Origin of the sequence: Pseudoxanthomonas sp. z9 (assembly GCF_006542425.1) — a bacterium.
Classification (GTDB): Bacteria; Pseudomonadota; Gammaproteobacteria; order Xanthomonadales; family Xanthomonadaceae; genus Pseudoxanthomonas_A.
In genome coordinates this window covers 85,707-98,834 of record NZ_VFID01000003.1, presented here as the reverse complement: position 1 = coordinate 98,834, position 13,128 = coordinate 85,707, and the positions used below count along the sequence as shown (strand labels likewise).

At 67.4% G+C, this 13,128-nt stretch carries 12 protein-coding genes; 4 read left to right on the top strand and 8 right to left on the bottom strand.

Going from position 1 to position 13,128, the window contains the following annotated elements:
• Positions 1–15 precede the first annotated feature (15 nt).
• Complete coding sequence (gene acnB, locus FG323_RS02970) at positions 16–2,607, top strand: bifunctional aconitate hydratase 2/2-methylisocitrate dehydratase (protein ID WP_141452956.1); 2,592 nt, start codon at positions 16–18, stop codon at positions 2,605–2,607.
• A 96-nt stretch (positions 2,608–2,703) separates the two neighbouring features.
• On the opposite strand, the gene FG323_RS02965 is transcribed toward acnB, so the two are convergent.
• Positions 2,704–3,546, bottom strand: a complete 843-nt coding sequence (locus FG323_RS02965) for a LysR family transcriptional regulator (protein ID WP_141452955.1) — start codon at positions 3,544–3,546, stop codon at positions 2,704–2,706.
• A 145-nt stretch (positions 3,547–3,691) separates the two neighbouring features.
• Between FG323_RS02965 and FG323_RS02960 the strand changes: the two genes are divergently transcribed.
• Positions 3,692–5,200 (top strand): MFS transporter, encoded by a 1,509-nt coding sequence (locus tag FG323_RS02960; protein WP_141452954.1) that lies wholly within the window; start codon positions 3,692–3,694, stop codon positions 5,198–5,200.
• A 12-nt stretch (positions 5,201–5,212) separates the two neighbouring features.
• On the opposite strand, the gene hflD is transcribed toward FG323_RS02960, so the two are convergent.
• The 4 genes from hflD to FG323_RS02940 are packed head-to-tail and all read right to left on the bottom strand — an operon-like array spanning position 5,213 to position 7,901.
• A complete protein-coding gene (gene hflD / locus FG323_RS02955) occupies positions 5,213–5,824 on the bottom strand; it encodes a high frequency lysogenization protein HflD (RefSeq protein WP_141452953.1) in 612 nt (203 codons plus the stop codon).
• On the bottom strand, positions 5,821–6,939 hold the full coding sequence (mnmA, locus tag FG323_RS02950; protein ID WP_141452952.1) for a tRNA 2-thiouridine(34) synthase MnmA: 1,119 nt from the start codon (positions 6,937–6,939) through the stop codon (positions 5,821–5,823). Before mnmA ends, hflD begins: the two co-directional genes overlap by 4 nt.
• The gene (locus tag FG323_RS02945; RefSeq protein ID WP_141452951.1) at positions 6,936–7,400 is read right to left on the bottom strand and encodes an NUDIX hydrolase; all 465 of its coding nucleotides are present in this window, start codon (positions 7,398–7,400) and stop codon (positions 6,936–6,938) included. Before FG323_RS02945 ends, mnmA begins: the two co-directional genes overlap by 4 nt.
• Positions 7,401–7,415: 15 nt before the next feature.
• Entirely contained in the window at positions 7,416–7,901 is a 486-nt protein-coding gene (locus FG323_RS02940) for a hypothetical protein (protein ID WP_141452950.1), read from the bottom strand.
• Between the two features lie 77 nt (positions 7,902–7,978).
• Between FG323_RS02940 and clpS the strand changes: the two genes are divergently transcribed.
• Both clpS and clpA read left to right on the top strand, forming a co-directional pair.
• A complete protein-coding gene (clpS, locus tag FG323_RS02935) occupies positions 7,979–8,299 on the top strand; it encodes an ATP-dependent Clp protease adapter ClpS (protein WP_141452949.1) in 321 nt (106 codons plus the stop codon).
• Positions 8,300–8,423: 124 nt separating this feature from the next.
• A complete protein-coding gene (gene clpA / locus FG323_RS02930) occupies positions 8,424–10,706 on the top strand; it encodes an ATP-dependent Clp protease ATP-binding subunit ClpA (protein WP_141452948.1) in 2,283 nt (760 codons plus the stop codon).
• A gap of 184 nt (positions 10,707–10,890) precedes the next feature.
• On the opposite strand, the gene infA is transcribed toward clpA, so the two are convergent.
• The 3 genes from infA to FG323_RS02915 all read right to left on the bottom strand — a co-directional run bounded on the left by infA (position 10,891) and on the right by FG323_RS02915 (position 13,128).
• Positions 10,891–11,109 carry a translation initiation factor IF-1 gene (gene infA / locus FG323_RS02925; RefSeq protein ID WP_079726088.1) on the bottom strand — a complete coding sequence of 73 codons (219 nt, stop codon included), beginning with the start codon at positions 11,107–11,109 and terminating at the stop codon, positions 10,891–10,893.
• Positions 11,110–11,195: 86 nt separating this feature from the next.
• Complete coding sequence (gene aat / locus FG323_RS02920; RefSeq protein WP_141452947.1) at positions 11,196–11,942, bottom strand: leucyl/phenylalanyl-tRNA--protein transferase; 747 nt, start codon at positions 11,940–11,942, stop codon at positions 11,196–11,198.
• Positions 11,943–11,988: 46 nt separating this feature from the next.
• Positions 11,989–13,128 carry a GNAT family N-acetyltransferase gene (locus tag FG323_RS02915; protein ID WP_141452946.1) on the bottom strand — a complete coding sequence of 380 codons (1,140 nt, stop codon included), beginning with the start codon at positions 13,126–13,128 and terminating at the stop codon, positions 11,989–11,991.

Here is a 13,128-nt window from a genome sequence, read left to right as displayed (position 1 = left end):
CATTCCGGAGTCACCATGTTGGAAGCCTATCGCCACCACGTAGCCGAGCGCGCCGCGCTGGGCATCCCGCCGCTGCCGCTGTCGGCCCAGCAGACCGCCGAGGTCATCGAACTGCTGAAGGCGCCGCCGGCCGGCGAGGGCGACTTCCTGCTGGACCTGATCACCCATCGCGTGCCCGCCGGCGTGGACGACGCCGCCAAGGTCAAGGCTTCCTACCTGGCCGCAGTCGCCTTCGGCAGCGAGCAGTGCCCGCTGATCAGCCGCGAGCGCGCTACCGAACTGCTGGGCACCATGCTCGGCGGTTACAACATCCATCCGCTGGTGGAACTGCTGGATGACGCCCAGGTCGGTACCATCGCCGCCAACGCGCTCAAGCACACCCTGCTGATGTTCGACGCCTTCCACGACGTGCAGGAAAAGGCGCAGAAGGGCAACGCGAATGCCCAGTCGGTGCTGCAGAGCTGGGCCGACGCCGAATGGTTCACCAGCCGCCCGGAAGTGCCGCAGTCGCTGACCGTCACCGTGTTCAAGGTGCCGGGCGAGACCAACACCGACGACCTGTCGCCGGCGCCGGACGCGACCACCCGCCCGGACATCCCGATGCATGCGCTGGCGATGCTGAAGAACAAGCGCGACGGCGCGCCCTTCACCCCGGAAGAGGACGGCAAGCGCGGCCCGATCGCCTTCATCCAGTCGCTGACCGGGAAGGGCCATCCGGTCGCCTACGTCGGCGACGTGGTCGGCACCGGCTCCAGCCGCAAGTCGGCGACCAACTCGGTGCTGTGGTGGACCGGCGAGGATATTCCGTTCATTCCGAACAAGCGCTTCGGCGGCGTCTGCCTGGGCAGCAAGATCGCCCCGATCTTCTACAACACGATGGAAGACGCCGGTGCGCTGCCGATCGAGCTGGACGTGTCGAAGATGGACATGGGCGACGTGGTCGAGCTGCGTCCGTATGAAGGCAAGGCGCTGAAGAACGGCGAGGTGATCGCCGAGTTCCAGGTCAAGAGCGACGTGCTGTTCGACGAAGTGCGCGCCGGTGGCCGCATCCCGCTGATCATCGGCCGCGGCCTGACCGCCAAGGCGCGCGAGGCGCTGGGCCTGCCGGCGTCGAGCCTGTTCCGCCTGCCGCAGAATCCCGCCGACACCGGCAAGGGCTACACCCTGGCGCAGAAGATGGTCGGTCGCGCCTGCGGCCTGCCCGAAGGTCAGGGCATCCGCCCGGGCACTTACTGCGAGCCGAAGATGACCTCGGTGGGGTCGCAGGACACCACCGGCCCGATGACCCGCGACGAGCTGAAGGATCTGGCCTGCCTGGGCTTCAGCGCGGATCTGGTGATGCAGTCGTTCTGCCACACCGCCGCCTATCCGAAGCCGGTCGACGTCAAGACCCACCATGAACTGCCGGCCTTCATCAGCAACCGCGGCGGCATTTCGCTGCGTCCGGGCGACGGCGTGATCCACAGCTGGCTCAACCGCATGCTGCTGCCCGACACCGTCGGCACCGGCGGCGATTCGCATACGCGCTTCCCGGTGGGCATCTCGTTCCCGGCCGGCTCCGGCCTGGTCGCCTTCGCCGCGGCCACCGGGGTGATGCCGCTGGACATGCCCGAGTCGGTGCTGGTCCGCTTCAAGGGCCAGATGCAGCCGGGCGTGACCCTGCGCGATCTGGTCAACGCGATTCCGCTGTACGCCATCAAGCAGGGCCTGCTGACGGTCGCCAAGCAGGGCAAGAAGAACATCTTCTCCGGCCGCATCCTGGAGATTGAAGGCCTGCCGGACCTGAAGGTCGAACAGGCGTTCGAACTGTCCGACGCCTCGGCCGAGCGCTCGGCCGCCGGCTGCACGGTGCACCTCAACAAGGAACCGATCATCGAGTACATCAACAGCAACATCACGCTGCTGAAGTGGATGATCGCCGAGGGTTACCAGGATCCGCGCAGCCTGCAGCGCCGGATCAAGGCGATGGAAGCCTGGCTGGCCGACCCGCAATTGCTCAAGGGCGATGCCGACGCCGAGTACGCGGCGGTCATCGAGATCGATCTGGCCGACGTGCATGAGCCGATCGTGGCCTGCCCGAACGATCCGGACGACGTGAAGACCCTGTCGGAAGTCTCCGGCGCGGTCATCGACGAAGTGTTCATTGGTTCGTGCATGACCAACATCGGCCACTTCCGCGCCGCGTCCAAGCTGCTGGAAGGCAAGCGCGACATCCCGACCAAGCTGTGGGTCGCGCCGCCGACCAAGATGGATGCCGCCGAGCTGACCAAGGAAGGCCACTACGGCACCTTCGGCACCGCCGGCGCGCGCATGGAGATGCCGGGCTGCTCGCTGTGCATGGGCAACCAGGCGCAGGTGAAGGAGGGCGCCACCGTGTTCTCCACCAGCACCCGCAACTTCCCCAACCGCCTGGGCAAGAACTCGAACGTCTACCTGGGTTCGGCGGAACTGGCGGCGATCTGCTCGCGCCTGGGCCGCATCCCGACCAAGGCCGAGTACATGGCTGACATCGGCGTCATCAACGCCAACGGCGATCAGATCTACCGCTACATGAACTTCGATCAGATCGCCGACTACAAGGACGTGGCCGACACCGTCGCCGCGTAAGCGTCCAGGTGGTGATTGCTGTACGAAAACCCCGGCGAAAGCCGGGGTTTTCCGTTGTCGGAGAGGTATTTCTTGCCGCCGTGCATCGACGCGTGGTCATGAATGGTCACGCAGCAGCCGCACGAACTCCTCGTCCGCCGCGGTCCGCTCGCCGGGGCGTTGCACCAGTACATATTCGGCCTTCGGCAATGCCGGCAGGCCCAGTTCGTCGTTGACGATCTTCAGGCCCGGCACCAGTTCGGTTTTCGTCATCACCGCCACGCCCAGCCCGGCCAGCGTCGCCGCGCGCAGGCCCTCGTTGCTGGCCGAGGTGAAGGTGAAATGCCAGGGCTGGGCGGCGCGCTCCAGCGCGGCCAGGCCGATCTGACGGCGCAGGCAGGGCGAGGGCGCGAACGCGAGCGGCAACGAATCGCCTGCGGGCGGCGCGAAGTTGTCCGCCGCGCTCCAGACGAACTGGGTGCTGCGCAACAGCAGATCCTCATCCTGGCCCGGTTCGGCCAGCACCACCGCCATGTCGAGTTCGCCGGCGGCGACCATCGCGCGGAAATCCGGGCTGGAGGAGACGTTCACTTCCAGCCGCACGCACGGATGGCTGCGCGCGAACTGCCCCAGCAGGGTGGGCAGGCGCGAACCCAGGTAGGTATCGGCCACGCCGAAGCGGATCACGCCGGACACCGGCGACAGATGGAAGCGCCGGGTCAGCGCGTCGGACGCATCGAGGATGCGCTGCGCGTGGCTGAGGAATTCCTCGCCGTCCTCGGTCAGGGTCAGGCGGCGGGTGGTGCGGTGGAGCAGGGGACGCCCGACCTGTTCCTCCAGCCGGCGGATCTGGTGGCTGACCGCCGACTGGGTCAGGTGCAGGCGTTCGGCGGCGCGGGTGAAGCCGCCGGTTTCGGTGACCGCGATGAAGGCGCGCAGCAGGGCGGGGTCGAAGTCCATGGCTGATCAATGAAGGGAATTACTGGATGGGAATAAATTAAATCATTTCCATCATTGAATGCGGTTTCCGACAATACCGCCCGTGCCCCGACCGGCCGTCCCGCCCATCCCGCGGACGCCGCACGCGGCCCCACCGGAGTCCCCCATGTCCGCTTCCCTGTCTTCCCGGAACAGGACGGCGCTGTTCGCCGTCTGCCTCGCCTCGCTGATGTTTGGCCTGGAAATCTCCAGCGTGCCGGTCATCCTGCCGACCCTCGAACGCGTGCTGGGCGGCGATTTCCGCCAGATGCAGTGGGTGATGAATGCCTACACCATCGCCAGCACCACGGTGCTGATGGCGGCCGGCGCGCTGGCCGACCGGTTCGGTCGCCGGCGGGTGTTCCTGATCAGCGGCCTGCTGTTCGGCGCCAGTTCGGTGATGTGCGGACTGGCGGGCGACGTGACCACGCTGATCGGGGCGCGCGCGCTGCAGGGCATGAGCGGGGGCGTGCTGCTGATCAGCATGCTGGCGATCCTCTCGCACCAGTTCCGCGATGGCCGCGAGCGCGGCAAGGCGTTTGCCGCCTGGGGCGTGGTATTCGGTTTCGGGCTGGGCTTCGGACCGCTGATCGGCGGCATGATCGTGGCCGTGTCCGACTGGACCTGGGTGTTCCTGGTGCACGGGCCGATCGCCGCGCTGACCCTGCTGCTGGTGCTGACGAGCGTGGAGGAATCGCGGGATCCGCAGGCACGCCGGCTCGACTGGGCCGGGATGGTCTCGCTGTCGCTGGCAGTGCTGGGCCTGGCGTTCTACCTGACCCAGGGCGGCGAGATGGGGTTCGCGCGGCCGGCGTCGCTGGGCGTGCTGGTGGCGACCGTGTTCTTCCTGGCGATGTTCGTCGTGGTGGAGCGACGGGTGCCGCATCCGATGTTCGACTTCTCGGTGCTGCGCAACCGCGAATTTTCAGGCGCGCTGCTGGGATCGATGGGCATGAACTTCAGTTTCTGGCCGCTGATGGTGTACCTGCCGCTGTACTTCCATGGCGTGCTCGGCCTGGGCGAACTGGCTTCGGGCGTGGCGCTGCTCGCGTACACCTTGCCCGCGCTGGTGTTCCCGCCAGTGGGCGAGCGCCTGTCGCTGCGTTACCGGCCCGGCCTGGTGATCCCGGGCGGATTGTTCACCATCGGCGTCGGTTTCCTGCTGATGCATTGGGGCGCGGGCATCAGCGAGCCCGGTCTGTGGAGCGTGTTGCCGGGCGCGCTGGTCGCCGGCATCGGCCTGGGCATCACCAATACGCCGGTCACCAACACCACCACCGGTTCGGTGTCGCCGGATCGCGCGGGCATGGCGTCGGGACTGGACATGAGCGCGCGGCTGATATCGCTGGCGGTCAATATCGCCCTGATGGGCTTGCTGCTGGTGCGCGGCGTGCAGTCGGGTCTGGGACGGGTCGCCGTCGACGTGGGCGACGCGGCGAACCTGCGCGTGCTGGCCGAGCGGATCGCGGCCGGTGACATGGCCGGGATGCCGGCGGCGCCGGCCGCGCTGGCGCATGGATTCGGCTGGATTACCCTGTATGGCGGGCTGAGCGTATGCCTGCTCGCGTTCGCCAGCCTGATGCTGTTCGGCGTGCCGGCCGCGGGGCGGAACCGGCGGACCACCTGCGCCGGCTGAGCCGGGGCCTGCTCAGTTCAACCAGCCATCGACGGCCGCGGCCATCGCGCGGCGCGAGAACAGGAAGTCCCAGTAGCTGCCGCCCAGTTGCCGCCACAACACCGCCGCGCGCACCGCCGCCAGCAGGATCGCGCGGATTTCAGCGACCACGCCGGGTTGGCCGAGGTAGTGCGGATTGCCCTGGACCATCACCCGCGGGCGCAACTGGCTGAGGGTTTCGGCGTAGAGGTTGCCGAGCGCGGCGATCACTTCCGGGTGGGTGCTGCCGAGCTGGCCGGATTGCGGGGACAGCTTCTCCACGCCCTGTCCGATCGCATCGATCAGATCGTTGCGGCGGATGAAGCGACGCTCCAGCTGCAGCACCGCCATGCCCAGGCGGGGCAGGCTGTCCTCCTTGTTCTCGCCGGTCAGGTAACCGCGCAGCAGGCGCAGGCCGGGATTCAGTTCGGAGGCGCGGCCGAACACACCGGCCGTGTCGGCGGCGTCCAGGCGGAACACGCTGTCCAGCGCGGTCTGTACCACGGCGGCCTCGGAATGGCCGGTCTCGGCGATGCGGCGGACCTGGTGCAGCGCCTGCGCCAGTCCGGCCAGGGCCAGGACACGTTCGGAAAACTGGTTGCTCAAGCCGCTTGCTCCGCGATTCTTCGTTCCAGGGGGGCGTCGGTGGCGGCGATGACCGCGCCGCCGAGGCAGACGTCGCCGTCATACAGCACCACCGACTGGCCGGGCGTGACCGCACGCTGCGGCCGCGCGAACGCGACCTCCAGCCGGCCATCGTCGGCGACCGTCACCGAGCAGGGCTCGTCGGCCTGGCGGTAGCGTGTCTGCGCGGTGCACTCGAAGCGCGTGGACGGCGCACTGCCGGTGGTCCAGTGGGCCGGCTCGGACCACAGCCGGTTCGATTGCAGGTAGGGACTCAGGGTGTCCTGGTCCACGTACAGGATGTTGTTGGCCACGTCCTTGCCGACCACGTACCAGGGCGCGGCGGGACGCCCGCGCACGCCGCCGATCTGCAGGCCCTCGCGCTGGCCGAGGGTGAAATAGAACACCCCCGGATGCTCGCCGATGCGCTGCCCCTGCGGATCCCGCATCTCGCCGCGGCGGGCGGGCAGGTAGCGGCCGAGGAACTCGCGGAAATCGCGCTCGCCGATGAAGCAGATGCCGGTGGAGTCCTTCTTGTCGTGGGTCGGCAGGCCGGCCTCGCGTGCGACCGCGCGCAGATCCTGCTTCTGCATTTCCCCGATCGGGAAGAGGGTCGCCGACAACTGCTCCTGGCCCAACTGGTGCAGGAAGTAGCTCTGGTCCTTGCCGCGGTCGATGCCGCGCAGCAACTGCCAACGTCCGCCATGGAAACCGATGCGCGCGTAGTGGCCGGTGGCGATCTTCTCCGCACCCAGCTCGCGCGCGGCATCGAGGAAATGCTTGAACTTGACCTCGCGGTTGCACAGCACGTCCGGATTGGGCGTGCGGCCGGCGGCGTATTCGGCGAGGAAATGTTCGAACACGCCTTGCCAGTATTCGGCGGAGAAATCGCGGAAATGAAACGGGATTCCGAGCCGGCCGCAGACGGCTACCGCGTCGCGGCGATCATCCTCGGCCCGGCATTCGCCGCTGCCGTCGTCGGCCCAGTTCTGCATGAACAGTCCGGCCACGGATGCACCGGCCCGGACCAGGCGCAGCGCCGCCACCGACGAGTCGACCCCGCCCGAGACACCGACGATGACGCGCGGCGTGCTCATGCCAGGTGATGGAGCATGTCCAGCGGATAGCGGCGGCCGCCCAGATAGTCCTCGACCGCCTGCCACACCAGCGGGCTGCGATGGCGCGCCTGCGCCTGCTGCAGTTCGGCCGGGGTCAGCCAGTGGGTCTGGACGATGCCTTCGTCCAGCGCCCGACCCGGATCGTGGCGCACCGGCTCGGCGGCGAAGGCGAAGCGCAGGTAATGGCGGCCGGTTTCGGTGGCCTTCCACTGGTAGGCGCCGACGAACGCGGTCAGGCGCACGTCCCAGCCGGTTTCCTCGCGGGTCTCGCGCAGCGCGGCGTCGAGCAGGGTCTCGTCCGGCTCCAGATGGCCGGCGGGCTGGTTGAACACCAGCCGGCCCTGGGCGCGTTCCTCGACCATGAGCAGGCGGCCATCACGCACCACGATGGTGGCGACGGTCACGTCGGGTTGCCAGAACCGGCCTTCGCGATAGCTCATGGACGCTTCCCGGAATCAATAGTCGTCGGAAGCCGGATCTTCGGCCAGTTCGACTTCCATCGCGTCGGCCGAAACGGCGGCGGCGGAAATCGCATCTTCCAGCAGTTCGGTGCTGGCGTCGGCCGGCAGCTTGGCCACGTAGACGGCGCTGCGATCCTGCTTGACCCAGGAACCGAGGATCAGCGCATTGGAGGCGTCCAGCAGGCGGTTGGCGACCACCGCCGGCAGCGATTCGCTCGGCGACTGGTAGGCATACGACCACAGCTCGCGGACCCGGTGCTTGCCGTAGGTCTCCACGGCCGAGCGGATGTAGACGATCTGGCTGCGCTCCTCGTTGTCGCCGGTGGCCATCAGCAGCTTGTAGTCGCCGTCCTCGTCCACCTCGTACTCGTAGCCGAGCGCCTTGAGTTGCTTGGCGATGGCCGGGTCGGCATCGGCGGCGTGCGCGGCGGGCAGGCCCGCGACGGCGGCGAGGACGAGGGCGAGTGCGGCGGATTTCATCTGAGGGCAGTCCATTGGGGGAAAGGGGTTAATTGTGCGTGCAAGCTCGTTGGGCGTCCAATCCGTATAATTGCCGTATGTCCCGCAAGCATGAAAACGAACGCGACCACGCCGTCCTGGTGGAGACCGGAAAACCGGAGGTGGCGCCGCCGCCGCTCTACCAGGTGGTATTGCTCAATGACGATTACACCCCGATGGATTTCGTCGTGGTCGTCCTGCAACAGTTCTTCGGCATGGACCTGGAAAAGGCCACCCAGATCATGCTGCACGTCCATACCCGGGGCCGCGCCGTCTGCGGGGTCTACACCCGCGAGGTGGCCGAATCCAAGGTGGCCCAGGTCAACGAGTTTTCGCGGGTGAACCAGCACCCGCTGCTGTGCACGATGGAGAAGTCCTGAGGTTTCGATGTTTGGGCGCCGCCGGCCCTTGCAAGGCAACGATTCCTGAACACTGAAATCCGGATGGGTGATGGAAATCCACCCCTCAGGCCGCATATTGTCGGCATCGGCCCCGGAGGCGACCATGTTCAGCAAAGATCTCGAGCAAACCATCGGCCAGTGCTACAAGCGCGCCCGCGAAGCACGGCACGAGTTCATGACGGTGGAGCACCTGTTGCTCTCGCTGTTGGAGAACCCGTCCGCGCAGGCGGTGCTGAAGGCATGTGGCGCCGATTCCGGCCGCCTGCAGCAGGAACTGGAACAGGCCATCGAGGCCTCGGTGTCCCGTCTGGCCGAGGATGACGGCCGCGACACCCAGCCCACCCTGGGCTTCCAGCGGGTGCTCCAGCGCGCGGTCTACCACGTGCAGTCCTCGGGCAAGAAGGAGGTCACCGGCGCCAACGTGCTGGTGGCCATCTTCGGCGAGAAGGATTCGCACGCGGTCTATTTCCTCAACCAGCAGGATGTCACCCGCCTGGACGTGGTGAACTACCTGTCCCACGGCATCGCCAAGCAGGGCGAGGAAGGTGAAGGCCAGGGCGCCCACGAGGGCGAGGGTGGCAAGGCCGAAGCGGGCGAGGGCGACGGCAAGGGCGATGCCCTGACCGAGTTCGCCAGCAACCTCAACGATCTGGCCCGGCAGGGCAAGATCGACCCGCTGGTCGGTCGCGCCGACGAGGTCGAGCGGACCATCCAGGTCCTGTGCCGGCGCCGCAAGAACAACCCGCTCTACGTCGGCGAGGCCGGCGTGGGCAAGACCGCCCTGGCCGAGGGCCTGGCCAAGCGCATCGTGGAAGGCGAGGTGCCGGACGTCCTGCTGGACGCCACCATCTACTCGCTGGACCTGGGCGCGCTGGTCGCGGGCACCAAGTACCGCGGCGATTTCGAGAAGCGCCTGAAGGGCGTGCTGGCGGCGATCCGCAAGATCCCGGGCGCGGTCCTCTTCATCGACGAGATCCACACGATCATCGGCGCCGGCTCCGCCAGCGGCGGCACCATGGATGCCAGCAACCTGATCAAGCCTGCGCTGGCCTCGGGCGAACTGCGCTGCATCGGGTCGACCACGTTCCAGGAATACCGCGGCATCTTCGAGAAGGATCGCGCGCTCGCGCGGCGCTTCCAGAAAATCGACATCGTCGAACCGACCGTGGGCGAGGCGTTCCAGATCCTGCAGGGCCTGAAGCCCAAGTACGAGGCGCACCATGGCGTCACCTACGCCGACGAGGCGCTGCAGGCCGCGGTCGACCTGTCGGTCAAGCACATCGGCGACCGCCTGCTGCCGGACAAGGCCATCGACGTGATCGACGAGGCCGGCGCGCGCCAGCGGCTGCTGCCGGAAGGCCAGCGCAAGGATCTGATCGACATCGAGGAAATCGAGACCATCGTGGCGAAGATGGCGCGCATTCCGGCCAAGCAGGTCACCTCGTCCGACAAGGACGTGCTGCAGCACCTGGAGCGCAACCTGAAGATGGTGATCTTCGGCCAGGACCCGGCCATCGAGACCCTGGCATCGGCGATCAAGCTGGCCCGTTCGGGGCTGGGCAATCCGGACAAGCCGATCGGCAATTTCCTGTTCGCCGGCCCCACCGGCGTGGGCAAGACCGAGGTGACCAAGCAACTGGCGCTGCAACTGGGCATCGAGCTGGTCCGTTTCGACATGTCCGAGTACATGGAGCCGCATTCGGTCAGCCGCCTGATCGGCGCGCCTCCGGGCTACGTCGGTTTCGACCAGGGCGGCCTGCTGACCGAGAAAATCGTCAAGACCCCGCACTGCGTGCTGCTGCTGGACGAGGTCGAGAAGGCGCATCCGGACATCTTCAACATCCTGTTGCAGGTGATGGATCGCGGCGTGCTGACCGACACCAACGGTCGCGAAGCGAACTTCAAGAACGTGATCCTGGTGATGACCACCAATGCCGGCGCGGCGCAGGCGTCGCGGCGTTCGATCGGCTTCACCCAGCAGGATCATTCGACCGACGCGATGGAGGTGATCCGCCGCAGCTTCACCCCGGAATTCCGCAATCGGCTAGACGCGGTGGTGCAGTTCCAGGCGTTGGGCTTCGACCACATCCTGCGGGTGGTGGACAAGTTCCTGATCGAACTGGAGATGTTGCTGCAGGAGAAGCACGTCAGCCTGTCGGCGACACCGGCGGCGCGCGACTGGCTGGCCCAGCACGGTTTCGATCCGCTGATGGGCGCGCGCCCGATGGCGCGCCTGATCCAGGACAAGGTCAAGCGCCCGCTGGCGGACGAACTGCTGTTCGGCAAGCTGATCAACGGCGGCCGGGTCAGTATCGACGTGCGCGACGGCGAACTGGTGGTGGAAACCCAGGCCGAACCGGAGAGGCTGTTGCCGGTGACGGTCTGAGGTGCCGGAGCCCGTCCCGGTGACGGGACGAACCATTCGAAGCCGGAGCCGCGATGCTCCGGCTTTTTTTGTTGCCGGGTGCGAGGGCGGGGCATGGACCGACCGTGCTCGTGCTGATGCACCAACGGGTGGCCAAAACAAAAGGGCGCCAAAGGCGCCCTTTTTAATCAAAAACTTATCGCGATTATTTCATGCGATAGGTAATGCGACCCTTGGTCAGGTCGTAGGGGGTCATTTCGACCTTGACCTTGTCGCCGGTCAGGATGCGGATGTAGTTCTTGCGCATGCGACCGGAAATGTGGGCGATGATTTCATGCCCGTTTTCCAGCTTGACCCGGAACATGGTGTTCGGCAGCGTTTCGGTGACGGTGCCTTCAAATTCGATGGAATCGTCTTTCGACATGCAGACCTGTGCTGTGCGGCCGGAGATGGCCAGGGCGATAAAGTCCGCCATTGTACGCCGCTGAGGCGCCGCGCGCAAAAATACCGTTAATGCGCCGTGGCGTCCGCCAGTCGGGCGGCGGGAAACTCGCCAAAGCGAACGCTCCAGGCCGCCGCCGGCTCGGGTTGGTCCACCAGGCCTCGGACCTGCTGCAGGAACCCGGCGCGGGGGATACGTTCGGCGCCCAGGCTCAGCAGGTGCGGGTTTTCCACCTGGGCGTCAATCAGCGGCCAGCCCCAGGCGTGCAGAGTGTGGGCGAGTGCGGCGATGGCGACCTTGGAACCGCCACTGTCCGCGCTGAACATGCTTTCGCCGAAGAACATCCGGCCGATGGCCACCCCGTACAGGCCACCGATCAGGCGGTCGCTGTCGAACACCTCGATGGAATGTGCGTGGCCCGCGCGGTGCAGGGCCAGGTAGGCGTCCTGCATGGAGGGGGTGATCCAGGTGCCGTCCTGGCCCGGCCGCGGGCGGATGGCGCACTCGGCGACCACCGACGCGAAGGCGGTATCGGCGCGGACCTGCCAGGTCGAACGGCGCAGGCTGCGCCGGAACCGCGAGGCCAGATGCAACCGGTCGGTGCGGAACACCATGCGCGGGTCCGGCGACCACCACAGCAGCGGCTGGCCCTCCGAGAACCAGGGAAAGATGCCGCCGCGGTAGGCGTTGAGCAGCCGCGGCAGGCTCAGATCGCCGCCGATCGCCAACAGGCCGTCGGGTTGGCGCAGGGCAAGCTCCGCCGGCGGAAATGGCGCATCGGGTTCGGGCGCGAGCAGGAAGGGACGCTGGCTCATGGCCGCATTATCGGCGCCGGGCGCGGCGTGTCGCCACGTCGTGGGGCTAAGGCGCGGCGGCCTTGAACGGCGAATGCGCGGCTAGGGTGGCGGCGTAGCGGCGCATCGCCAGGGTTTCCTCCTCGCACCAGCGGCCCAGCGCCTCGGCGAACGCGGGATCGGCGATGCGGTGGCGGCTGCGCACGAACACCGGCAGGAAACCGCGGGCGATCTTGTGCTCGCCCTGCGCGCCGGGTTCGAACACCCGCAGGCCTTCGCGCAGGCAATACTCGATGCCCTGGTAGTAGCAGGTCTCGAAATGCAGGCCGGGCAGGTTCTGGAGGCCGCCCCAGTAGCGCCCGTACAGGGTGTCGCCGCCGCGCAGGCAAAACGCGCCTGCGATGGCTTCGCCGCCGCGTTCGGCCAGGAACAGTACCAGCTGGCGCGGCAAGGCCCGGGCCAGGTGATGGAAGAACGCACGGGTGAGCGCGGGCGAGTTGCCGTAATCGTGGAAGGTCTGCAGGTAGAAGCCGAACATGGCGTCCAGATCGGCGTCACTGGCATCGCCGCCATGGACGGTCCGGAACGTCACGCCGGCACGCGCGACCCGCGCGCGCTCCTGGCGGATGTTCTTGCGGTGCTTGTGGTCGAAGGCGGCCAGGAAGGCGTCGAAATCCGTCCAGCCGGCGTCGTTGCGCCAGTGGTACTGCACGTCGGTGCGGGACAGCCAGGTCGGGTCGAACGCCGCGTCCTCCGCCTGCGGATGGAAATTGACATGCACCGAGGACAGCCCGTCCTCGTCCGCGCGTTCGGCCAGTGCGTCGATCAATTGCCGGCGCGAGGCGGCGGTGGGCGCCAGCAGGCGTGGGCCGGTCACGGGCGAATAGGGCACCGCGCACAGCCACTTGGGGAAATAATCGCGGCCGTAGCGTGCATAGGCCTGCGCCCAGGCATGGTCGAACACGAACTCGCCGTGCGAATTGTCCTTCAGGTACGCCGGTGCCGCCGCGACCAGCGTGTCGCCTTCCCACAGCGTCGCGTGGCGTGGCGTCCAGCCCCAGTCCGCGCGCACGCAGCCGTGCCGTTCCAGCCCGGCCAGAAAGGCGTGCGCGACGAACGGATTGCGGCCATCGTGCAGCGCGTCCCACGCGGCGGCGGGAATCGCCGACAAATCGTCGAGCAGGCGGAGACGGGGAGGGGCGGACAC